Genomic DNA, 23738 nt, shown 5'->3' with positions numbered 1-23738 from the left:
CAATTTTTAGTTAGACAAGGGTAGTAAAGCGGTATAAATTCCAGAAGATTCACAAGCTACCCACACTCGGTTGGGAGTTCCCGAATCAAATGCAACACCACCAATCATCATACCTCCTCTACCTTGGTTGAATTTTGTCCAGTGTTTTCCACCATCGGTGCTGTAAAAAGTTCCTGCATCTTTTTTGTGATTGCTTGATGTTTCTCTAGTAACAATCATCATCAAATTCTCGTCAAAAGGACTGGTTGCAATATGAGAGACAAAAGGATGTTGATCAAAAATCTGTTTCCAACTAGAGGTTTTGTACTTTCCATTGGCTTTGTAATCGGCTACCCAAACACCTCCTATACCTACATCGGCAACACTTCCGTCTCCACCTGCAGTAATATAAATTTTGCTAGGTTTTCCGTTTTTGTGTTGTAACCAAACATCCCAAACAGATTGAATGCCATTCGGAATTTTTATTTCTGACCATTGTTGCGCACCATTTTCCGTTCTAAACAAACCTCCTTGCACCCAACCGGATTTGCCTTGAGGGGCTCTGTATTTTCTTACTGCTGCATACAATATGTTTTCTTTTGCAGGATCCATAACAAATGATTTAATGGCAGCACTGTTGGTACCATATATCACGTTTTTTTTACGTCCGCCTGCTGTAGTGGGTAAATTGTTGTTTACACAGGTCCATGTTTTTCCTTCGTCTAAAGATTTGTACAACCCTTTTCTAGATTTTGGATTAAAGATACGTACTTGTCCCATGGGTCTGTTGTCTGTATCTATGATTTCAGCAACGGCATACATGGTTTTTCCACCGTTGACAATGGTTAAGTCGGACCAATAAACCACTTTCATTTTAGGAACAATAATGATATCAGGCACTTCAATAGGCTCGCCCATAATTTCTTTTTTCTGACCGTTTTCGCTAATTTTCATCACCTCACCTGTACGAGAAGACATCACGTAAAATATAGAAGGATCTGTGGGATGATTGGCTACGGTGGTAGGGGTATTAAACGGTTGTCCTGGAGCCCATTTTTTTCCTTTGTCGATGAGTGCTGGAATTGGTTTTACGCCTACAATTCCAGGATATTCAGGATGCGTATTGTTAGACGATTTCCATGCAGACAATTCGTATTGCAACAAAAACATTTCACTAGGATGATGTTTGTCGGGTACTACATTAAATGCTCCTGTATCTGCATTTCCATGTCCGTAATAGTATCCGTCTTTGTAAGTGTTATCTGCACTAGTCCATTGGTCCTTTTCTGCGTTGTAGATAGCAGTGTAGTATCCTTTTACAGAAGATGCGTACAGTGTTCCGTCCGCAGTAATGGCCATAGAACGTACGGCTCTACGACCGTATCTCCAATGGTCTGGAAATTTCTTTTTGTGAATTTGCAAATCCACATTTCTACCTGTATGATGGGGTTGTTTGTTTTTCCAATAAGCATCTTTGTCAAAACCAACTCCCGCTCTAAAGGCAGCAAACCATTGTTTTCCTCCGTTGGTAGTTGTCCAAACGGGACCACGTACAGGTTTGTTTTCAGAACCTCCCCATACAGACATGTATACTTTTTCTGCATTGGTAGGGTCGCATAAAATATCTGTATAGTTCTGAAAAAATGAAGTAGGGTATTGTGTGCTAGTTTTGTGCGTTAGGCCAAACCATTTTTTGAGCATCCAATCAAAAAGTTGTCGTTGTACTTTGGTTTGTGTTAGGTCAATATACAAACTCTCAGAGGTGTTTTCCCATGTGTTGCTTGCAGTTATTGTGGCAGGTTTGGTGGTTTTAAATACCCCACCTTTGGAAACCAAATTGTCGTCTTGTAGCTGGTAAGTGGCTTGTTGCAGCACATATACTGTTAATGTTTGGGAGTTTTTGTCCCAATTGTAATCTGCTTTGGTAGCACCATTTATAAGTTTTACCCAGTTGGTAGCAGCATTGTCTTTTCGGTAAAAACCTGTAGAAGTGGCTGCGAACAACATATTAGGATACTTTTTTACATCTGGATGCGCAAACAAATCAAACACAGCTGTTGCCGCTTCCATTCCTGTTCCGTCTACAGGTTCTATACTTCTTTTGTTAGAACTGATGTGGGTTACTTTCCACACTTTGCTTTCGTTTTGATGAATCCCTTTTAATGGGTTAGGGGTGACACCTGTTCGGACTTCTTTATTGTCTAGTCCACAACCTAGATACCAAGTATCTTTTTCTGTTGGATGTGGATACGCTGTGTATAAACTAGACTTAGGACCGGTTCCTTTTTTATAAGATGCTATTTTATGAAAGTTGTAGCCTCCATCTGTACTTAAGTTGATGAATTTTCCTTTTAAACTTAATACAATTTGGTTGTCTTTTGGATCACTGACTACACAGACATCGCTTAACGTATTGCGTTTTGTCCATATTCCATTTGTAGGTACAATGGTTTCCCAATGCTTTCCTGCATCAAGCGTAATGTAATCGTTTCCCATGTCGGGAGCCACCCAAAGTTTGTTGGGGTTTTTGCTGTCTGCATAAATGGCTCTGTTGCTTCCTGCCATTCCTGGAGCTACTTGTCTCCAGTGTCCTTCTACAGGAGCTTGGTTTTGTGAGCATAGATTTTGGCTAATAAGCAAAATCATCGTTAGTATTAACGAATTGAATAAATGTTTTTTCATTGTTAAATGATTTACAAAAAATGTTTGTAGTGCTATATTATCAAAATATATATTCTTCTTTTTAAAGAAGTTGTAGAATCTAGTAAAAGTCTAGTATAAAATCTACATTTTATTCATGAAATCGTTTCCGAAAAGTAGCTTTTTAGGTGTGTTAGGAAAACAATAGAGCTTTGTTTTATGTGTAGTTATTTATCTATAAAAAAACAAACCCCCTCTTATATTGCTATAAGAAGGGTTTGAGTTTGAAAAGGTGTTTTTTTACAAATTGTATTTTACACTAAAGACCACATATCTGGGTTGTACAAAATACTCACTAGTGCTGGTAAATGTATTGTTAATGGTATCTGTGTTTAAAGATTTGTTGTTTAACAAGTTGGTAGCAGACAGTTTGTATTCCCATTTGCTATCTTCTTTTTGATAAGACAAACTAGCATCTAAAAAGTTGTATTTGTTTAACGTTCTATCTTGGTTTTGATAGTTAGAATACGTGTAATCTGTTGTGAATAAAAAGCCATCCCAAAAATAAGCATCCATGTTAATAAACGGACTGTGCGTATAAAACGTAGTGTCTCCTGTTCCTTGGTTGTATTGGTTTATTTTTACACTGTATCCTATTTCAAAATTTGGAGCTTTGTCAAAATTGGTATTGAATTTTGTATTGTATGTTTGTGTTAAAGACTCGTTTACGTTTACTTCATCTTCATTGGTTACAGGATCGGTAATAAACTGGTTGAATTTACTGTACGATACATTGGCTCCCAAACTTCCTTTAATATCCCAAACTGTTTTTTCTATACGTCCGTTAAAACTAACAGATTCATCATCAAAATTAGAGTTAAACGGGCTAGAGGTTTGGTTGGTACTCCCTTCTATAGGTTGCGTAATATTTCTAATTTGATCTATACGTTTGCTATAGTTAACTGTTGCATTAATGTTTGTATAATTAAACATATTAAAACTAAAAAAACGCAAACTTAAATTATGAGTTAATGAGTTTTCCAATTCGCTATTTCCAGAAAATAAAGAGTTGTAATTGTTAAATACATAACCTTCTGCCAATTGATTTATGTCTGTAAACGTGTTTTTCATGGTGTAATTAAAGGTTAAGGTCTCCGATTTTTTTAATTGGATAAGTGTATTGAACGATGGTAAAAAGCGTACAAATGTATCTTTTGTGTCAGTACCAAATTGTTTGTTTTCGGTATCATACAAATGCACAGAAACTCCAGGTCTAAATGTAAAAATACCTTCTTTAAGGGTGTACTGTAATGCTGTGTAAGCATCTTTAAAGTGGTAGGTTACATCGTTGGTAACATCAATATTTCCTTGGGTATTGTCTAATGTATAAATATCTCCGTTGTCTAAAATCTGAAAAATTTCAGAGTTAAAACGTTGTGTACTTGTCATCCCTCCTAAGGTTAGATTGATGTTGCTCTTGTCATTTAACACATACCAGTAATCTGCTTTGGCATCTAACTTATTTGTTTTTACACGTTTGTCTTGCTGTAAATTGTAGCTGGCTTGTGTGTTATTTAATCCTAAAACATCAGCAAATTTAAAGGTGTTGTTGTTGCTTTCTAAAATGGCTTGGTAAAAAGGATCTTCATCTTGAATTAAATTTTGAACCTCTACCGCAAAAATGTTCTTTTCGTTTAAGGTGTAGTAATAATTTAAATTTTGATTTAAGGTAAAAGGATTTTGACCTTGGTTTTCATCTATATTTTGAAGTATAGAAGAATAAAAATCGTTGTACTCGCTTTGCTTAGATATTTTAGCAAACAAATCAATATCTAAATGATTGCTACTGTTAGGAATGTATTTTGAACTCAACTTAAACAATCCTAAGTCTGATTTTTGAGTGGTATTACTTACCGTAGTTTCATCAGATTGGTTAAATCCATCGGCATAGGTTTTAGAGCTATTTTGTGCAATTTCGGTTTCATTACCAGAGTAAATAGCAAATCCGCTTAAATCCCAAGTTTTGGTAGGAGAGTAGTTAAAGTTTCCTGCTGCAAATTTGGTGTCTATTTCTTTGGCTTTATTGTTTTGCATAGTTAAGAAACCGATGTCTGTAGACTCTACATTAAACTCGGTTCCGCTATTTCTGTTAGAGCCTCTAAAACCACCTGTAAACTTAAAATAATCTCTTCTTGTAAAAGGAACTTCTCCAATATTGTTCAAATCAGTAATTACATTTAAACTGTATTTGGGGCTGTAGTAAAAAAGTTTAGGATGTGCCAAGTAACGACCATCTAAGCCAGTACCTGCAGTTACCTCTCCAAACCAAAAGTTCTTTTTTCCTTCTTTTAATCGTATGTTAATGGCAATACTTTCATCGTTATTTCTTACGCTTCGTAACTGGTTTACTTCATCGTAATTTTTTAACACTTCAATTTTATCCAAAGCATTGGCAGGAATGTTTTGTGTGGCTAACTTAGAATCTCCATCAAAAAAATCTTTTCCTTCAACCATTACTTTTCGTACAGCAATTCCGTCTACCTCAATTTCTCCGTCATCATTTACAGCAACTCCAGGTAATTTGTTTAATACATCTCCTAGTTTTCTATCGGTTTTGTTAGAAAAAGAGTCGGCATTATATATTAAGGTATCGCCTTTTACAACCACAGGCATTTCATAAACCAACTCTACCTGATCTAATTGATTGTCTGCTTCTAAAATAAAATCTTGTTGTACGTCTGCATTGGTTGTCGTTAGGGTAAATTCTTTGGTTTTCATACCAATATAACTTACTTGCAACGTGTAGGTTGTGTTAGATTTTAAATTTAGTTTGTAATAACCTTCATCATTGGTCATGCTGTAAGAATCTAGCATTTTAGTACTTTGATCTATAGCCACCACATTTGCTAAGACCATAGGCTCTTGGATGCTGTCTTTTACAATTCCCTGTACTTTTACCTGAGAAAATCCTATTGTTGTTATAAACAGCAATAGAAAAAATAAATTCTTTTTCATAGGGTTATCTTCTTCTAGCTGAATTCTGTCCTCTACCTCTTCTAAAGTTTTCTCTCATTTCGTTAAATTTTTCTTCTGCAAGTTCTGCATATTCTTTTTCAGAAATTTCTTTTCCTTTAGTTGGCTTTTTTATGTTGATTTTATCTTCAGGGTTTAACACAATTTTAGAACATAAAATAGTGGTTTTGTCAGCATTTACCTCTAAAATTAAACCTGGCAATCCCCAATATACATCAGGACCGTGACTTACAGGGATTTGCATTGTGTACCAGGCGGTTACGGTAATTTCTTTTTCTGGTAGTGCAGAAGGTTCTTTGTCTTTATTGTTTCCTCTTGGGGGTGGTCCAGGGGTTCTTACTTCTTTAACCGTTCTTTTTGCAGTTGCTTTAAAACAAGTGTATTGTCCAATGTTTTTGGTTTCACCTGTCATTTTCCATTCTAATTTTTCTAAATCATCTTTGATTAAGAATTTTTTTCCTAAAAGTTCTGCATCTTTTAACATTTCTTGTGATTGAATGTTTTTGTATCGATCTCCATCGGTAGCACCACTCATCATTGCTCCAAATCTAGCACCACGTCCTCCGTTTCCACCTTGTGTAGGTGCTTCTAATTTTTCTTCTTTTTTATAGATTGATTCTGTTTGGTTGAAGGATAAAACGAATTTTTTTTGAAACATATTTTTCATACGTTCCAGAATTCGTTTTTTTTGTTCTTCGCTAAAATCAGGATTGTCAAACCTACTCATATCCATACTTGTGTTGGAAAAGTAGTAAGCTTTACCTTGAAAGTTTTGTTGAGCAAATAAAGAACCACCTATCATTAGCATGATACAGGTAAGGACAATAGTATGTTTTTTGAATAAAAAGGTCATAAGATCTAATTTTTATGGTATATGTTTGGTTTGACCTTTAATTGTGAAGAAAGTTTTATAAAAAAGAAAATAACTTTTACAAACTAATGTAAAAGTTATTTTGATGATGTTAAACAGTTGATTAACTGTTTGTTTGTGATATGATTATTTTTAAAAATAATAATTAAATTATATATGGCTTAAGCCACAAATAATTTAACTTTTACAGCCACCATACCTTTAGCTCCTTGTTCTGTTTCGAAAGAAACTTTGTTTCCTTCTTTAATAGTCCCTTCAATATTGTTTATATGCACAAAAAAACTTTGCCCTGTTTCTTTTTGGTCTATAAACCCATACCCTTTATCTGTGTTAAAATGGTTTACAATTCCAATTTTAACAGGGTCTTCTTGTTCTAAATCTTCTTTTTTAGGAGTGCTAATATGAATGTCACTCAAAGAGACTTCTTCTTTCTGAATTGTTGGGTCTGGTTTCTCGGTTGTTAATTGCCCATCAGGCCCCATATACATAAATTCAGCCGTTTTTTGATCAGACTCTTTTTGCTGTTCCTTACGGAGTGCTTTTTCTTTACGTTTTTTTGCTTTCTTCTTTTCTCGTTCTTTTTTTTCGAAACTTTCTGCCATCTACTTTCTTTAAATTAAAAAATGATTATCGTATTTGCGAAAGATATAAATACTAAGCCAATAAAAGATAGATCTTAAATCTATTTATCGTTTTTGGGCAGATTTTCTTTAAAAAGTTGCTGTTTCCAATTTTTTGGAATTTCACAAACAGGAATTGGTTGCATTTTATGTTGGTTAATAGTGTTTAGTCTTGTGTAAATGGTAAACACTTCTTTTTGTCTACCTTCAAAGTCTGTAACATTAGCACCTTGTTCTTGTTTTTTCATGGCCCATTCCAATTCGTTGTAACTAGCTCCTAATTGATCTTCATCTGTGCGGCTATCTCCAAACAATCCATCGGTAGGAGCAGCATTTTGTATAGCTTCTGGAACTTTTAAATAAGCTCCTAAAGCAAAAACTTCACTTTTAACTAAATCTGCAATGGGGCTTACATCTACACCACCATCACCATATTTGGTGTAAAAACCAACACCAAAATCTTCTACTTTGTTTCCTGTTCCTGCAACTAAACTACTGTGTAAACCAGCAATGTAGTATAAAGTGGTCATTCGTAGTCTTGCTCTTGTATTGGCTAAAGTTAGGTTTAAAACATCGTTGTTTTCAGAACTAGGAACCGCCTTTTTAAAGGTTTCAAAGCTTTCTGTTAAATCAACACGCTCATCAGAAACATTTGTAAAACGTTGTTTTAATTGTGTAATATGTTCTTGAGCTCTAGTTACTTGGTCTGGATGCTGATGAATAGGCATTTCTACGCAAACAGTAGGTAATCCTGTGCTAGCACACAATGTAGAGGTTACAGCAGAGTCTATTCCACCAGAAACACCTACTACAAAACCTTTAACACCGGCTTTGTTAGCATAGTTTTTTAACCATGTAATAATATGTTCAGCTATCTTTTGAGTTTCCATGTTGCTTATTTGTTATTTTTGTTCCTGTTCTCACAAATTTACTTAAAAATCTTGTACTGTATGAAAAAATGGATGTGTCTATTGTTGGTTACATTTCTGCTATTTTGTTGTAAATCTAAATCGGAAAAAGAGCTAGAAATTAGCAAAGTAAAGGTAACGGTACAGTTTGATTTGTTTCACAAAGCTTTATTTACTGCAACACCTAAAGATTTAGGGAAACTAAAAAAAGAGTATCCGTATATGTTTCCTGCTCAAATGCCAGATAGTATTGTGGTAAATAGAATGAACGATACATTGCAGCAATTTTTGTACAAAGAGGTGAATAAGGTTTATGGAGATTTTAGCGTTCAGAAAAAGGAATTAGAAAGTTTGTTTCAGCATGTTAAGTTTTATCAAAAAGATTTTAAAACTCCTGTTGTAGTAACCGATTTAACAGGGGTTTCTTATCAAGATAGAGTTTTGTATGCCAATGGTTTGTTGTTGATTTCTTTAGATATGTTTTTAGGGAAAAACCATGAGGTTTATGCAGCATATCCTACTTATTTAACTCAAACTTTTACACCTAAACATATGGTTACAGAGGTGGCTAAAAAAATTATTGAATCAAAATATAAATTTACAAGAGATAGAACTTTCTTAGGACAAATAATTTTTGAAGGAAAAAAAATATACATAGCAAAGTTATATGTCCCCAATGCATTGGACGAAACTTTGTTAGGGTATACTGCTCAAAAAATGAAATGGGCACAAAATAATGAAGTTTCGGTGTGGAGTTATTTTATAAAAAATGAATTGTTATATAACAACAATAGCAAACTAAAACAACGTTTTATAGATGTAGCACCATTTTCTAAATTTTATACCACTATTGATAAAGACTCTCCAGGAGAAATAGGCAAATATATGGGCTTGCAAATTGTAAAATCATATATGGATAAACATGATATTTCTCCTGAGGAATTAATGAAATTAGAAGCTCAAATGTTATTAAATCAATCAGGTTTTAAACCTCGAAAAAAATAATAGGATGTAATTCATAATTTGTATTTTTAAAACAAAAACTATGATTATATCAACTACAGAAACAATTCCAAACAAAGAGATTGTAGAAATTTTAGGAATTGCAAGAGGAAGCACAGTAAGAGCCAAAAGTGTAGCTAGTGATTTTATGGCAGGGTTAAAAAACTTTGTTGGGGGAGAGTTAGATGAGTACACCAAATTACAAGGACATTCTAGAGAACAAGCTTTACAAAGAATGATTAACGATGGAAAAAGAATAGGAGCAGATGCCATTGTAAATGTTAGACTAACCACTTCTACAATCACTCAAGGAGCTTCAGAAATTTTAGCATATGGAACAGCTGTAAAACTAAAATAGAATGGACAAATTGGGGTTTTTAATGCTTATGTTCTATTTTGTTTTACTCATGGTTTCGGTAGGAATCATTATTTATTTACTAATTCAGAAAATAAAAAACAGAGGTAAAGAAGATTACGAAGTAAGAGACAATTAAGTAAGCTTACAATTTGATTTTATTCCTAAACTTTATGGAGAACAAATTCTTTATCTTTGTACACCAAAAATAAACGAAGATGGCAGTAGCACATAAATCAAAAATAGAGTTTGAAATAGGATTGGATGAGAATAAAATTCCAGAAAGTATAAAATGGTCTGCAACCGATGGTGGCGTGTCTAAAGATGAAGCAAAGGCTACTTTATTATCGGTATGGGATGCCAAAGCAAAAGAAACATTGTATTTGCCTTTATGGACAAAAAAAATGCCAGTAGATGAAATGAAGGTGTTTTTTCATCAAACATTGGTGCAAATGGCAGATACTTTTGAAAGAGCAACAAATGATGAAAAAATGTCTGCAACAATGCGAGATTTTTGCGAATATTTTGCAGAGAAATTAGAATTAGAGGATAAAAAATAAGAAACAAAAAAATACCCAAGTTTTAAACTTGGGTATTTTTTTATGCTTGTGTTATTGTGCTTTTTTTAAGCAGGTAATAACCCTTTTTCTACTAAATATTCTGCAATTTGAACAGTGTTGGTAGCTGCACCTTTACGTAAGTTGTCAGCAACAATCCACATGTTTAATGTGTTTGGTAAAGATTCATCTCTACGAATACGTCCTACAAAAACTTCGTCTTTATCGTGAGCCAAAGCAGGCATTGGATAAATGTTATTAGCCAAATCATCTTGTACAATTACACCAGGAGTTGCTTCTAAAATAGCACGAACTTCAGCCAAGTCAAAATCATTAGCAAACTCTACGTTTACAGCTTCAGAATGTCCACCAGCAGTAGGAATTCTAACTGCAGTTGCTGTAACAGCAAAAGAATCATCACCTAAAATTTTCTTAGGTTCTTTAACTAACTTCATTTCTTCTTTAGTGTATCCGTTTTCCATAAAAACATCACAATGAGGAATTGCGTTACGGTTAATAGGATAGTTGTAAGCCATTTCTCCGTCAGTAATTCCGTTTTGTTCGTTTTCTAATTGTCTAACAGCTGCAACTCCTGTTCCAGAAACAGATTGGTAAGTAGAAACAATTAAACGCTTCATTTTGTATTTTTTGTGTAAAGGAGCTAAAGCCATTACTAACTGTATGGTAGAACAGTTTGGGTTGGCAATAATTTTATCTTCAGCAGTTAACACATCACCGTTAATTTCTGGTACTACTAATTTTTTAGTAGGATCCATTCTCCATGCCGATGAGTTATCTACAACTGTTGTTCCAGCAGCAGCAAATTTTGGAGCCCATTCTAAAGAAGTATCACCACCAGCAGAAAATAAAGCAACGTCTGCATTCATTTTAACAGCATCTTCTAAAGTTACTACGGTGTAGTTCTTACCTTTATATTCTAATTGTTTACCTGCAGAACGTGCCGATGCAACAGGAATTAATTCTGTTACAGGAAAATTTCTTTCTGCTAATACTTTTAACATTACCGTTCCTACCATTCCGGTAGCTCCTACTACTGCTACTTTCATATTTATATTGTTTTAATTTCGAGTTGTTTAAAATTTAAGATTGCAAATATGCTAAAAATGTGGGGTGTAAAATAATGCTAGGCTTAAAATAAAACAGATTTGTTAAAATTTTATCTAATTTTTACTTTTTACTAAAAAAATAAACGAATACTAGAGTTAACTAATTGTAAAATAGTTGGTTGAATTTTATTTTTAAGATTTTAAGTTAGAAACTAAGAAAAGTTAAAATAAAGACTACTCTATTTAAGTTTTTAGAAAATCTAGCTTCATGTTTTTATTAAATACGTAGAAATGGCTCTAATTGGGTGTTAAAATTTTTTATCAAAATTAGAGATTTGATAATTCTTTAAATTTTTCCTTGTAATCTATCTAAATTAAGGCCTAAAATGACGAATGTCATGTGTTAATCATTCAAATGGTTTAAATTTGTTATCGTTTATTAACAAAATTAATCTATAACATAATGAGTGGAGTTTTATCTTCTTCGATTGGAAGGAAAGTAGCAATGGCTGCTTCTGCTTTCTTTTTAATGTTTTTTTTGTTGCAACATTTTGCAATTAACTTAACATCTATTTTTAGTGCTGATGTGTTTAATGAGTTATCTCATTTTATGGGTACTAACCCAGCAGTACAATTTGCATTACAACCAGTGTTAATTTTTGGGGTAGTTTTTCACTTTGTAATGGGATTCATTTTAGAAGCTCGTAACAAGCAAGCAAGTGTTAAATACGTAAAAAATAATGGGGCTGCAAATTCATCTTGGGTAAGTAGAAACATGATTTATTCAGGTTTGGCAATTTTAGCCTTTATTGTATTGCACTTTATTGATTTTTGGTTTCCAGAAATTAACCACAAGTACATTGCACATTTGCCAACAGATCCTAATAGATATTACCACGAATTGGTAGAAAAATTTCACAGTCCTGTAAGAACAGGAGCTTATGTAGCTGCTTTCGCATTTTTAGCATTGCACCTGTTACACGGATTTAAATCTGCATTCCAATCTAGCGGAATGAGTGCTAAGCGTGCTGCTAAATTAGAGACTGTATCAAAAATATATGCAATTGGTATTCCTGTAGGATTTATCATTATTGCTTTGTTCCACCATTTCAATCAACACTAAGACATTAAACTATGGCATTAGATTCTAAAGTACCACAAGGTCCTATCGCTGATAAATGGACTAATTATAAAAATCATATCGACTTAGTAAACCCTGCAAACAAACGTAATATAGATGTTATTGTTGTAGGTACAGGTTTGGCAGGAGGTTCTGCTTCTGCAACTTTAGCTGAGTTAGGTTACAACGTAAAGGCATTTGCTTATCAAGATTCACCTCGTAGAGCACACTCTATTGCTGCTCAAGGAGGTATTAACGCTGCAAAGAACTACCAAGGAGATGGAGATTCTACTTACAGATTGTTTTACGATACTGTAAAAGGAGGAGATTACCGTGCTCGTGAAGCGAACGTATATCGTTTGGCTGAGGTTTCTGCAAATATTATTGACCAATGTGTAGCACAAGGTGTACCTTTTGCTCGTGATTACGGTGGTTTGTTAGACAACCGTTCTTTTGGAGGGGTATTAGTATCTAGAACTTTTTACGCAAAAGGACAAACAGGACAACAATTGTTATTAGGAGCATATTCTGCTATGAACCGTCAAATTGGTCGTGGAAAAATTCAAATGTACAACCGTCACGAAATGATGGATGTTGTTTTGGTAGATGGAAAAGCAAGAGGAATTATTACTCGTAACTTAGTTACTGGGGAAATAGAAAGACATTCTGCACACGCAGTAGTAATTGCATCAGGAGGTTACGGAAACGTATTCTTTTTATCTACAAACGCAATGGGTTCTAATGTTTCTGCATCATGGAAAATCCATAAAAAAGGAGCGTATTTTGCAAACCCTTGTTATACACAAATTCACCCAACATGTATTCCAGTTTCGGGAGATCATCAGTCTAAATTAACATTGATGTCTGAATCTTTACGTAACGATGGACGTATTTGGGTTCCTGCTAAATTAGAAGATGCGCAAGCAATAAGAGAAGGTAAGAAAAAACCTACGGATTTATCAGAAGACGAAAGAGATTACTACTTAGAAAGAAGATATCCTGCATTTGGAAACTTAGTACCTCGTGATGTTGCCTCTCGTGCAGCTAAAGAACGTTGTGATGCTGGTTTTGGAGTAAATGCTACAGGAGAAGCTGTTTATTTAGATTTTGCGGATGCAATTAAGCGTTACGGAAGAGAGCAAGCTTTAATTCATGGAGATCACAATCCTTCTGCAGAGAAAGTAGATAAGTTAGGAAAAGAGGTTGTAAAAGCTAAATATGGAAACTTGTTCCAGATGTACGATAAAATTGTAGATGAGAATCCATACGAAACTCCTATGATGATTTATCCTGCAGTTCACTACACAATGGGTGGTACTTGGGTAGATTACAACTTAATGACAACCATTCCTGGATGTTACTGTATTGGAGAAGCAAACTTCTCTGACCACGGTGCTAACCGTTTAGGAGCTTCTGCATTAATGCAAGGTTTGGCAGATGGATATTTTGTATTACCATATACTATTGGTGATTATTTATCTAATGATATTAGAACAGGAAAAATTCCAACAGATTTACCTGAGTTTGAAGAAGCAGAAAAATCAGTAAAAGAACAAATTAATTTCTTTGTAAATAATAATGGAACTAAATCTGTGGATCATTTCCACAAACGTTTAGGAAAAATTATGTGGAACAAAGTGGGTATGGCTCGTAACGCACAAGGTTTAACAGAAGCTATGGCTGAAATTAAAGCATTGCGAGAAGAATTCTGGAAAGATGTTAAAGTTCCAGGATCTGCAGATACTTATAACGAAGAATTGGCAAAAGCTGGACGTGTAGCAGATTTCTTAGAATTAGGAGAATTGTTTGCAAAAGATGCTTTGGTAAGAGAAGAATCTTGTGGAGGTCACTTCCGTGAAGAGTCTGCTGAAACTGAAGGTCCTCAAAAAGGAGAAGCAAAACGTGATGATGAAAACTTTGCTTTTGTATCTGCTTGGGAATACAAAGGAGAACCTGCTGATGCAGTTTTACATAAAGAACAATTAGAGTTTAACGATATCGAATTAAAAACGAGATCATACAAATAAGAAAGATTATGGATATGAACTTAAAACTTAAAATCTGGCGACAAAAAGGAGCCAACGATGAAGGTAAAATGGTAGACTATAGCATTAGCAATGTGTCTCCAGATATGTCTTTCTTAGAAATGTTAGATGTATTAAACGAACAGATAATTAATGAAGGAGGAGAGCCTATCGCATTTGATCACGATTGTCGTGAAGGAATTTGTGGGATGTGTTCTTTATATATTAATGGTGAAGCTCATGGACCTGATAGAGGTATTACAACTTGTCAGTTGCACATGCGTAAGTTTAAAGACGGAGATACTATTTACATAGAGCCTTTCCGTGCAAAAGCTTTCCCTGTAATTAAAGATTTAGTAGTAGACCGTACTGCTTTTGATAGAATTCAACACCAAGGAGGATTTATTTCTGTAAATACTTCTGGTAACACACAAGATGCAAACGCTTTACCAATTTCTAAGCATGCTGCTGATGAGGCAATGGATGCTGCAACTTGTATTGGATGTGGAGCTTGTGTAGCTACATGTAAAAATTCATCTGCTATGTTGTTTGTGGGTGCAAAAGTATCTCAATACGCTTTGTTACCTCAGGGACAAGTAGAGGCTGCAGATCGTGTTAGAAACATGGTGGCACAAATGGATGCTGAAGGTTTTGGTAACTGTACCAATACAGGAGCTTGTGAGGTTGAATGTCCTAAAGGAATTTCTTTAGACAACATTGCTCGTATGAACCGTGAATTCTTGAAAGCAAACATATAAGTATACTTTTAAGTATTGTAAAAATTAAGAGAGTGAGCGATTTTAAATCGCTCACTCTTTTTTTTATACTTCTTTTAATAAAATCTAAGGTTTAGATTTTATTAGTTCAATTTTAGCTATTTTATATCGGGCAAATAAATCTTTATAAAGTTTGTGTTTTGGGTCATAAAATTCATTTGGCATTTTGCTTTTCAAACCTTTGTTGTTTAGTTTTTGATCTTCAATTTTTGTTATAGTAGCAAATTTTACATACTTATCTAAGATTGTTTTGATACTTTCTGTAGTGACTTTATTTCCTAGTTCAAGTAGTTTTTTCTCAATTACATTTAAAGGTATTATATGTTCTTTCTCAACGACTAATTTTTTATTACGAGTTTTGTTAGCTTCAATAGATACATATTCATTCCAGGGAATTTTAGACCAATTTGCCTTACCAGATTTTGTAATATAATTGTGCTTATAACAGAAATATTGATCAATAAAGCTTCTAAAGTGATGCGTTCTATTATTTAGAATTTCAAGTTCTATGTGTTTTAGTTCGATGAATTCATTTTTCATAAAATAAAAGCAGGTTGATTATACTCTATATTTTAATTTTTCAGATGATTTGTATATACCTTGTTTTAGGGCTTTAAAGCGAAGTATATACACATAAAAAAGCCTGCTGTTTTTACAGCAGGCTTTTTAAAATGATTATAATCCTTTTAATTATTCAGCATCTAATAATTCAAAAAACTCATCTAACTTAGGCATGATGATAATTTTTGTTCTTCTGTTTTTAGATCTGTTTGCAGCTGTACTGTTTTCTACTACAGGAGCGTATTGAGATCTACCAGCAGCAATTAATCTAGATGGTAAAACATCGTACTTAGTTTGTAACTCACGAACTACAGCAGCAGCACGTTGTACAGATAAGTCCCAGTTGTCTTTAATAGCAGCACCTTCTTTAACTAATTTGTCATCAGTATGACCTTCTACCATAACATCCATGTTAGGGTATTCGTTAACAACCGTACCTACTTTCTTTAAAATAGCTTCTGCTCTTTTAGAAATTCTGTAAGATCCTGAGTTGAATAATAATTTATCTGCGATAGAGATAAATACTTTAGTACCTTCAATGTTTACAGAAATGTCTTCATCATTTAAACCGTTAGGTAAAATTTTCTTTAAGTTGAAAGCAACAGCTAAGTTGATTGAATCTTTTTTAGAGTTTGCTTCTTTGATGTACTTAATGTAGTCATCTTTTTGTTGTAATTGAGACAATGTTTCTCTCATGTTTTCAGTAGCCGATTTAGATACTGCAATCAAGTTGTCAACATTTTCTAAGTACTTTTCGTTTCCTTTTTCTAAGAATTTAATTCTATCTTGTAAAGAAGCGATTTGATTGTCAGCTTTTCCTAAATCTACTTTAGAAGCAGATAAATCTTTTTGAGAAGAAGCTAATTTGTCTTGTAATGCTGCTTGTTCAGCTTGTAAATCTGTATACTTTTTCTTAGATACACATGATGTTGCAACTAAAGAAACTGAAACGATTAATATCAAAACTTTTTTCATGGTCTATAAATTGTATTTTTGTTTAAACAAATATAATAACTTTCTACTAAAAACCTATTTTATATGTACCTATCTAATCTCCAAAAATTATTAAAAACACAATTATTTGTGTTCTGTTTATTTTTTTTAATTGTTAGTTGTAAACATAAAAAGGCTGAATATTTAAAACTTCAAGGAAATGTCTTCGGAACCACCTTCCATATCAAATATTCAGATAAAAACAATCAAAATTTAGGCCAAAGTATAGATTCATTGTTTAAAAAAATTAATAGTTCAATGTCTACTTACCATTCTAATTCCATTATTAGTCAGCTAAATGAAGGATTAACAAGTTCTAAAGTAGATGAGCACTTTAAAAATGTATTTGTTTTGGCAAAAGAGGTGTATAAAAATACAAATGGGTATTTTGACCCCACAGTGGGTAAAATGGTAAACGCTTGGGGGTTTGGTCCTGTTAAAATTAAGCAAGAGCCAACCCAAAAACAGGTAGATAGTTTAATGAATTATGTAGGGTTTGATAAAATGAGTATTAGCTTTGATACGGTTAAAAAATCATCCTCAGAAATTTATATTGATTTTAATGCCATTGCAAAAGGATATGGTGTAGATGTACTAGGGTTGTTTTTAGAAAGCAAGCAGATTGAAAATTACTTGGTAGAAATTGGAGGTGAAATTAGAGCAAGAGGTAAAAATAGCAAAGGGGAGTATTGGACTGTAGGAATCGAAGAACCTAATTTTGATGGTTCAAGAAGCTTACAAAAAATTACTCGTTTAGCAAATGAGTCTATAGCAACTTCTGGTAATTATAGGAAATTTAGAATTGATGAGGTTACCGGAAAGAAAATAGCTCATACTCTAAATCCCAAAACGGGTTCTCCTGCAGAAACAGATTTGTTGAGTGTTTCTGTAATTGCTCCCACCAGTTGTGCCGAGGTAGATGCTTATGCAACGGCTTTTATGGCAATGGGTTTTGAGAAAGCGAAAAAAATTGCTGCTAATTTCCCTAAAATGAAAGTGTTTTTGGTGTATTTAGAAAACGATGAAGTCAAAACATTTTCCAGCTCTAATTTAGAATTTAAAGACTAGGAATTAGGTTTGATTGCTATAGGAAGAATTTCATTTTTCATCAACGCATATTTTAAAATATCAGTTTTAGAAAAATGTTCGACTGTTTTAAATTGTTGCACCTTAAAACCTACGTTTTCAAGTCGTTTAAAATAATCTAACCCATAAATTCGTACATGGTCGTATTGGCCAAAATGTTTTTGTCTTTCTTTAGGGTCGGTAATGCTAAAGTCTTCGTAAGTAGTTGTTCTACTAACGTCTTGTGGAACTTGAAAAATACCCCATCCACCAGGTTTTAAAACTCGGTACAATTCAGACATTGCTTTTGTATCCTCTACAATATGTTCCAATACATGATTGCAAAAAACAACATCGTAAGAATTGTCTGCAAAAGGCAAGTTGCAAATATCAGCCTTTACATCGGCTAAGGGAGAAAATAAATCAGTAGTTGTGTATTCTAAATTTTTTTGATTTTTAAAGAGTTTGTAAAAACATTGCTCAGGAGCAACGTGTAATACTTTTAGAGGTTGTTTAAAAAAATGGGTGTGATGATTTAAATATAACCACAATAGTCTGTGCCTTTCTAAAGACAAAGTTCCGAGAGCTAATACATTTTCACGTTGGTGTTCATAACCATAAGGTAAAAATTTACGATACGATTTTCCGTTAATAGGGTCTGTAAAGTTGTTGCCCTTGTAATATAAATTTAAAAAAGGCTTAGCAGCATAGCTAGCCTTAATTAGCCAAGGTCTTGGAATTACATTTAATATAGTTTTAAACAAATTCATTTAAGCCCCGTAAGGTGTAATTCTGTATTTGTCTTCAATATTGGTAACAATACCTAAAGCATCGTTTATGTATTTAAATGTAGATAGTATTTCAGGTTTTCCGTTTATAATGGCTACATCATGTTCAAAATGAGCTGAGGCTTTGTTGTCTTTTGTTAAAATGGTCCAACCATCGTTTAGTTGAATAATGTCTTTAGTTCCCATGTTAGTCATAGGTTCAATAGCAACGACCATACCATCAACAAATTTTTTACCTCTACCACGTTTTCCGTAATTTGGCATCTGTGGGTCTTCGTGCATTTCTCTTCCTAATCCGTGTCCAACAAGTTCTCTTACTACACCATATCCGTGGTCTTCGGTAAATTCTTGAATGGCATAACCAACATCTCCAACACGGTTTCCTGCTTTAAATTGTTCTATACCTACATACAAGCTTTGTTGGGTAATGTCTAATAGTTTTTTTACCTCAGGAGCTACATTTCCTACTTGAAATGTGTAAGCATGGTCTCCATAAAAGCCATTTTTTAAAGCACCACAGTCTATAGAAATTATATCTCCATCTTTTAGAGGTGTGTTGTTGGGTATTCCGTGTACAACTTGCTCATTAGGACTCATGCATAAAGTATTAGGAAAATCATACAGGCCTAAAAAACCAGGAACAGCTCCATGATCTCTAATAAAGGTTTCAGCCATTTTGTCTAACGCTAGTGTGGTAACTCCAGGTTTTACTTCTTTGGCTAACATTCCTAATGTTTTAGATACAATTAATGCACTTTCTCGCATCAATTCTATTTCTTCTGGGCTTTTAATAACAATCATATTCCTGTTTTATGAGGTGCAAAGATAGCATTATTTAAAGAAACCAAAGAATCCTTTCTTTTTAGGTTCTTCTATTGCATCTTCACTAAAAAGGAGTTGATGAATTTTTCCCCAACCTATAAAACCACCAATATTTCTATCGTCAATAAATAGATCTGCGTGTATTTTTCGGATGCTATTATTGTCTACAATTTCTTCGGGATAATTTTTGTTTACCGCATAAAACTCAACACCATTTTGTTTACAGAATTCTACCGCTTCATTTAGTTTTTTACCATCTCTTAAGGTCCAAAGAATTAATCGATATCCATTTTCTTGCATTTTTTTTAATGTAGAAAAAGCAAAAAGTTGAGGAGGTCCAATTTTGGGATACTCATCTTTAACAATGGTTCCGTCAAAATCTACAGCAATAATGGTTTGATGATTTGGAATTGACACGTTTTATTCTTTTTTACAATATTACAATTATTTACTTTTGATTAAAACAATTAAAGATGATTATCAAAGAATTAAACGGAAATAAACCTCAATTTGGGGAAAATTGTTTTCTAGCAGAAAATTGTGTGATTATTGGTGAGGTTGCTATGGGGAATGATTGTAGTGTGTGGTACAATGCTGTTATTAGGGGAGATGTTCATCGAATTACCATGGGGAATAAAGTAAATATTCAAGATGGGGCAGTAGTTCATGCTACCTATAAAAAGTCGCCAACAACTATTGGGAATTCAGTATCTGTAGGACACAATGCTATTGTACACGGTTGTACAATTCACGATAATGTTCTTATAGGAATGGGAGCTATTGTAATGGATGATTGTGTGTTAGAATCTAATACCATTATTGCTGCTGGAGCTGTGGTAACTAAGGGCACAATTGTAAGATCTGGAAGTGTGTATGCTGGAACTCCTGCTAAAAAAATAAAAGATATTAATGAAGAACTTTTAGAAGGAGAAGTTCACAGAATTTCCGATGCTTATGTAAAATATTCAGGTTGGTATAAGGAATAATACAAAGGCTCCAATTTATTGGAGCCTTTGTATTATTATTTGTTGTCTATAATTTTTAGTCTATTTTCTGTTTTTCCTAATAATGCAATTTCCTCTTCAGTTGGAAGATTCATAGGATAACTAGCATCTGTAAATATTACAGCAACGGAAGATCCAATTATAGCACTCTCATTAGTTAAATCCCCCGAATCGGTTAAAGCGTAATTCGCATCATTCAGCACAGGATTAAATTCCGGAGTTTTATAAAAATGATGTAACTCACTAGGAACGTATTTAAAGTTTTTATAGGATAAAGTTGCGTTATTATCTGTTGACTCTAAACTGATATTTTTAAAAGTGGAATCTTGAGAAAAACTTCCTTTAGCTTTTCTTTTAGAATCTTTAGCCACAAAGCCTTCTCTTAAAAACAAAGTCCATGCACTTCCTTCAGATTTTGCTCCGTCCACATAAACACGACCATTAAGAACTGAGTGAGGCTGTAATAATACAGCTGCTTTGCCATTAATACTTGCAACGTTTTTAATAACTATATTAGAAACTCCTATATCATATTGTCTACCAGTATGAGCTTCTATTCTACAAGTCATTCCACCTTCACAAGACAAGTTTTTAAGTAATATGTTTTTACCAACATTGGTTTGTGCCAAACCATACCCTATAGAACCTCCAGTTAAACTAACATTTGCTATCGTTACATTTTCGGCTATATGAGCGTTATCATCATCTACTTTAACGGGGTTAAAAGCAACGGCAGAGCCCTTAGTCAAATCATCATCTACAGTAAAGTTTTCTACTAGTACATCTTTAACATAACCTATAGCAATAGCTCTGTATGGTTTTTCTTGGAGCTTTTCTAAAATTATCTTAGGTCTTGTGTGTACATCACCCAAACCAACAATTCTAGCATTCTCAACAACTGGTTCTCCCTCTACCATACCAAGATTAAACAAAAAGTTTTTAATTCCTTTATACCATCTATCGTGATCCATAGCTATGGTTGTACCAGCCTCTATAGTAATATGTATGTTAGACTTTAAATAGATATCCTTAAGCAGGTAGTCTCCTTTTTGAATTAAAATCTTTCCTCCTCCTTTTTCATTCAATTCATTAATAAGATTGTTTAATCTTTCAGAATCGTTACCCCCAGAGGTAAAAGTCTTTATCCTATCAGAAGATAAGTCTTCCAATTCTATTCCTTTATAGCCTGCTCCTTCTTCATAATAGGGTTTTGATGGATACAAACTCATGTCTGATACATCTCCTGGATTTATATCTATTATTTCTTTTGACGAATTGTTTTCCTCTTTTGGTTTATCTACATTATCTACAGTAAGGCTAGTGTTAGCAGAACAGGATAGAAAAGTAAGTACTACAAATAATAAACTTATCGCTTTTTTCATTTTAATTGGTTTTGGCTTTTAAAATTAACGCACATACCAAGTATTAAGTAGCTTTTTTTAAACCAAAAACAACACTTTGTTGCTTATTTATTTACAAAGACTACTTTTTTATTTAGAACAACATCTTTTGTAAGGTTTTGGAGTGTTTTAAGATACTTGTTACTAATTAAAATATGCATTCCTGCTTTATTAGATGTGTTTAAAAGATTTAATTCTGTAAGTATTTTTTCGGTTTGTTTGGCCACGGCAAATCCAGAATCTATAATGGTTACTTTGTTTCCTACTAGTTTTTTTATTTGAGGAATTAAATAAGGGTAATGTGAGCAGCCCAACACCAAGTGATCTATGTTTTTTTGTATCATAGGATTCAGAAATTGTTTTAGCAAATTCTCCATTTCTAAACTTTCCATTTTATTCTGCTCAATTAAAGGAACCAAACCTGTTCCTTCTTGTTCTACAACCAATAAATTAGCTGCAAATTGATTGGCGGTTTTATGAAATAAATCGCTGCTTAAAGTTCCTTTGGTTGCTAGAATACCAATCGCTTTAGTTTTTGTGGCTAAAGCTGCTGGTTTTATGGCAGGCTCTATGCCAATAAATGGAATGTTGTATTTTGCTCTAAGCACATCAATAGCATTGGTGGTTGCTGTGTTACAAGCAACCACAATAATTTTAGCTCCTTTGGCAATAAGTATCTCAGAGTTTTTAATACAAATGTCTATAATTTCTTGCTTGGATTTTTCTCCGTAAGGGGCATTTTTACTATCTGCTAAATAAATAGTGTTTTCATTGGGCAGTCTTTGGATAATTTCTTTCCAAATAGAAGTACCTCCAACACCAGAATCAAATACACCAATAGGATTTTTACTCATGCTATATAAATAGATTTTACAAATTTCGATAAAACTAACGAATAAAAAAAAACGCTATTTTATAAAAATAGCGTTTTTGTTATTGTTAAAAATGTGTTTGTTATTTTACTCCTAATTTAGTTTTGATAGCAGAAGAAATGTCTTCTCCTCCCTCTGAATAAATAATAGTTCTAGCATCTAAAACATACTGAATTCCTTTTTCTTTTGCGTATGCTTTAATTGCGTTTTGAGCTTTTTCAATAATTGGCTCTAACAATTCATTTTGTTTTTTTTGTAATTCTTGTTGAGCAGCTTGTTGTAACTGTCCAATTTTACTTTGCTCTTGCTGTACTTCTATAGCTCTTTTTTGATTTTCTTCTGGAGTTTTAGATTTTTCTTCAGCAGTATATCTGTCAAATTTTGCTTTTAAAGCTGTAGAGGCAGCTTTAATTTCAGACTCATAAGTCTTTCCTAGTTTTTCCATATCTGCTTGCATTGCTTTAGCTTCTGGCATAGATGCAACAACTTCGTCTAAGTTAATGTGTGCAATTTTTTGTGCTTGTGTAAAGTGCGTGAATCCTAAAGCTATAATTGCAATTAATAAGGTAGTTTTTACTGTTTTCATTTCGTTATTTGTTTAATCGTTTTTTTCGTTCTTCTTCTCTTTTTTTAAGAGCTTCTTCTCGTTTTTTTCTTTGTTCTTCTATTCTTTTTTCTCTAGCTTTTCTAGCTTCTTCTCTTTTAACCGCAGCCTCTTCTTGTTCTATTTCTTTTTGAGATTTTTGAAGATATCTCAAAACGAGTTCGCTAATATCGTAATTGTTATTTGTATATAGCATAACAATAGAGGAAGATTTTTCAAAAATCATGTCATATTTACGAAGCTTAGCTATAGTTTGTACGGCATTGTATACCAAATCTTGATAAGGGGTTACAAGTTGTTTACGCAACTGGTAAAGTTTTCCTTCTACTCCAAAATAAGTATTTTCTGCTTTTGTTATTTCATTTTCGTAGGCTGTTATTTCTGCTTCCCTTTCTTTAATTAAATCTTCTGTTAACAAAGGTTTTTCGTTTAGAAATTCCTTTTTCATGGTGTCTAGTTTTAGATACATTTTATCTAAATTTTGTTTCCATGTAGTTGTTTCTGTATCTAATTTTTTTTGTGCATCAGCATAAGAAGGAATTTTACTTAAAACGTATTCTATATCTACAAAACCGATTCTTTGTAATTGTTGTGCATTTACAGAAATTGTACAAAAAAGTGAAAATATAAATATTTTTTGAAAGATCTTATTAGTACAGTTAGAAATAATCATGCCA

Annotated in this window: 24 protein-coding genes; 9 read left to right on the top strand and 15 right to left on the bottom strand. The window is 33.4% G+C overall.

Annotation, left to right across the window (positions count from 1 at the left end; all coding sequences use genetic code 11):
• Positions 1–6 precede the first annotated feature (6 nt).
• From ACY2IJ_RS09295 to nadE, 5 genes are all read right to left on the bottom strand, one after another.
• Positions 7–2661: a sialidase family protein gene (locus tag ACY2IJ_RS09295; RefSeq protein WP_476724086.1), complete on the bottom strand. Its 2655-nt coding sequence runs from the start codon at positions 2659–2661 to the stop codon at positions 7–9.
• 258 nt (positions 2662–2919) lie between these two features.
• Positions 2920–5634: a carboxypeptidase-like regulatory domain-containing protein gene (locus ACY2IJ_RS09290; RefSeq protein ID WP_476724085.1), complete on the bottom strand. Its 2715-nt coding sequence runs from the start codon at positions 5632–5634 to the stop codon at positions 2920–2922.
• A gap of 4 nt (positions 5635–5638) precedes the next feature.
• Complete coding sequence (locus tag ACY2IJ_RS09285; RefSeq protein WP_476724084.1) at positions 5639–6505, bottom strand: GLPGLI family protein; 867 nt, start codon at positions 6503–6505, stop codon at positions 5639–5641.
• A gap of 179 nt (positions 6506–6684) precedes the next feature.
• Positions 6685–7125 carry a cold-shock protein gene (locus ACY2IJ_RS09280; protein ID WP_476724083.1) on the bottom strand — a complete coding sequence of 147 codons (441 nt, stop codon included), beginning with the start codon at positions 7123–7125 and terminating at the stop codon, positions 6685–6687.
• A gap of 80 nt (positions 7126–7205) precedes the next feature.
• Positions 7206–8033, bottom strand: a complete 828-nt coding sequence (gene nadE, locus ACY2IJ_RS09275) for an NAD(+) synthase (RefSeq protein WP_476724082.1) — start codon at positions 8031–8033, stop codon at positions 7206–7208.
• A gap of 60 nt (positions 8034–8093) precedes the next feature.
• On the opposite strand from nadE, the gene gldB reads away from it, so the two are divergent.
• From gldB to gldC, 4 genes are all read left to right on the top strand, one after another.
• Positions 8094–9056, top strand: a complete 963-nt coding sequence (gene gldB / locus ACY2IJ_RS09270; RefSeq protein ID WP_476724081.1) for a gliding motility lipoprotein GldB — start codon at positions 8094–8096, stop codon at positions 9054–9056.
• Between the two features lie 40 nt (positions 9057–9096).
• Complete coding sequence (locus tag ACY2IJ_RS09265; RefSeq protein WP_476724080.1) at positions 9097–9411, top strand: YbjQ family protein; 315 nt, start codon at positions 9097–9099, stop codon at positions 9409–9411.
• A 1-nt stretch (position 9412) separates the two neighbouring features.
• Positions 9413–9547 carry a hypothetical protein gene (locus ACY2IJ_RS09260; protein ID WP_476724079.1) on the top strand — a complete coding sequence of 45 codons (135 nt, stop codon included), beginning with the start codon at positions 9413–9415 and terminating at the stop codon, positions 9545–9547.
• A 79-nt stretch (positions 9548–9626) separates the two neighbouring features.
• On the top strand, positions 9627–9968 hold the full coding sequence (gldC, locus tag ACY2IJ_RS09255) for a gliding motility protein GldC (protein ID WP_476724078.1): 342 nt from the start codon (positions 9627–9629) through the stop codon (positions 9966–9968).
• Positions 9969–10033: 65 nt separating this feature from the next.
• Here gldC and ACY2IJ_RS09250 read toward each other — a convergent pair whose 3' ends face one another.
• Entirely contained in the window at positions 10034–11032 is a 999-nt protein-coding gene (locus tag ACY2IJ_RS09250) for an aspartate-semialdehyde dehydrogenase (protein WP_476724077.1), read from the bottom strand.
• Between the two features lie 463 nt (positions 11033–11495).
• Between ACY2IJ_RS09250 and ACY2IJ_RS09245 the strand changes: the two genes are divergently transcribed.
• The 3 genes from ACY2IJ_RS09245 to ACY2IJ_RS09235 are packed head-to-tail and all read left to right on the top strand — an operon-like array spanning position 11496 to position 14934.
• Positions 11496–12155 (top strand): succinate dehydrogenase cytochrome b subunit, encoded by a 660-nt coding sequence (locus ACY2IJ_RS09245; RefSeq protein ID WP_476724076.1) that lies wholly within the window; start codon positions 11496–11498, stop codon positions 12153–12155.
• 11 nt (positions 12156–12166) lie between these two features.
• Positions 12167–14179, top strand: a complete 2013-nt coding sequence (locus ACY2IJ_RS09240) for a fumarate reductase/succinate dehydrogenase flavoprotein subunit (RefSeq protein WP_476724075.1) — start codon at positions 12167–12169, stop codon at positions 14177–14179.
• A gap of 14 nt (positions 14180–14193) precedes the next feature.
• Positions 14194–14934, top strand: coding sequence for a succinate dehydrogenase/fumarate reductase iron-sulfur subunit (locus ACY2IJ_RS09235; RefSeq protein WP_476726550.1), 741 nt, complete (start codon positions 14194–14196; stop codon positions 14932–14934).
• Positions 14935–15018: 84 nt separating this feature from the next.
• On the opposite strand, the gene ACY2IJ_RS09230 is transcribed toward ACY2IJ_RS09235, so the two are convergent.
• Positions 15019–15492 carry a hypothetical protein gene (locus ACY2IJ_RS09230; RefSeq protein ID WP_476724074.1) on the bottom strand — a complete coding sequence of 158 codons (474 nt, stop codon included), beginning with the start codon at positions 15490–15492 and terminating at the stop codon, positions 15019–15021.
• A gap of 150 nt (positions 15493–15642) precedes the next feature.
• The gene (locus ACY2IJ_RS09225) at positions 15643–16488 is read right to left on the bottom strand and encodes an OmpA/MotB family protein (protein ID WP_476724073.1); all 846 of its coding nucleotides are present in this window, start codon (positions 16486–16488) and stop codon (positions 15643–15645) included.
• 63 nt (positions 16489–16551) lie between these two features.
• On the opposite strand from ACY2IJ_RS09225, the gene ACY2IJ_RS09220 reads away from it, so the two are divergent.
• On the top strand, positions 16552–17574 hold the full coding sequence (locus ACY2IJ_RS09220; RefSeq protein ID WP_476724072.1) for an FAD:protein FMN transferase: 1023 nt from the start codon (positions 16552–16554) through the stop codon (positions 17572–17574).
• Here the strand turns inward: ACY2IJ_RS09220 and ACY2IJ_RS09215 are convergent.
• Genes ACY2IJ_RS09215 through ACY2IJ_RS09205 form a run of 3 tightly spaced genes read right to left on the bottom strand, consistent with a single transcriptional unit; the run spans position 17571 to position 19598 of the window.
• Entirely contained in the window at positions 17571–18341 is a 771-nt protein-coding gene (locus tag ACY2IJ_RS09215; RefSeq protein ID WP_476724071.1) for a class I SAM-dependent methyltransferase, read from the bottom strand. The genes ACY2IJ_RS09220 and ACY2IJ_RS09215 overlap by 4 nt on opposite strands.
• Positions 18342–19160: a type I methionyl aminopeptidase gene (gene map / locus ACY2IJ_RS09210; protein WP_476724070.1), complete on the bottom strand. Its 819-nt coding sequence runs from the start codon at positions 19158–19160 to the stop codon at positions 18342–18344.
• Positions 19161–19190: 30 nt separating this feature from the next.
• A complete protein-coding gene (locus tag ACY2IJ_RS09205) occupies positions 19191–19598 on the bottom strand; it encodes a BT0820 family HAD-type phosphatase (RefSeq protein WP_476724069.1) in 408 nt (135 codons plus the stop codon).
• 56 nt (positions 19599–19654) lie between these two features.
• Here ACY2IJ_RS09205 and ACY2IJ_RS09200 point away from each other — a divergent pair, with 56 nt between their 5' ends.
• Positions 19655–20167: a gamma carbonic anhydrase family protein gene (locus tag ACY2IJ_RS09200; RefSeq protein ID WP_476724068.1), complete on the top strand. Its 513-nt coding sequence runs from the start codon at positions 19655–19657 to the stop codon at positions 20165–20167.
• Between the two features lie 35 nt (positions 20168–20202).
• Here the strand turns inward: ACY2IJ_RS09200 and ACY2IJ_RS09195 are convergent, their stop codons facing one another.
• The 4 genes from ACY2IJ_RS09195 to ACY2IJ_RS09180 all read right to left on the bottom strand — a co-directional run bounded on the left by ACY2IJ_RS09195 (position 20203) and on the right by ACY2IJ_RS09180 (position 23734).
• On the bottom strand, positions 20203–21567 hold the full coding sequence (locus ACY2IJ_RS09195; protein ID WP_476724067.1) for a hypothetical protein: 1365 nt from the start codon (positions 21565–21567) through the stop codon (positions 20203–20205).
• 83 nt (positions 21568–21650) lie between these two features.
• Positions 21651–22439, bottom strand: coding sequence for a glutamate racemase (gene murI, locus ACY2IJ_RS09190; protein ID WP_476724066.1), 789 nt, complete (start codon positions 22437–22439; stop codon positions 21651–21653).
• 100 nt (positions 22440–22539) lie between these two features.
• The gene (locus tag ACY2IJ_RS09185) at positions 22540–23043 is read right to left on the bottom strand and encodes an OmpH/Skp family outer membrane protein (protein ID WP_476724065.1); all 504 of its coding nucleotides are present in this window, start codon (positions 23041–23043) and stop codon (positions 22540–22542) included.
• Positions 23044–23047: 4 nt separating this feature from the next.
• Positions 23048–23734: an OmpH/Skp family outer membrane protein gene (locus ACY2IJ_RS09180; protein ID WP_476724064.1), complete on the bottom strand. Its 687-nt coding sequence runs from the start codon at positions 23732–23734 to the stop codon at positions 23048–23050.
• Between the last annotated feature and the right edge of the window lie 4 nt (positions 23735–23738).

It is taken from the genome of Wenyingzhuangia gracilariae, from assembly GCF_056387575.1.
Note: the sequence above shows the minus strand (reverse complement) of the source record. Positions and strands in the feature narration are given on the sequence as shown.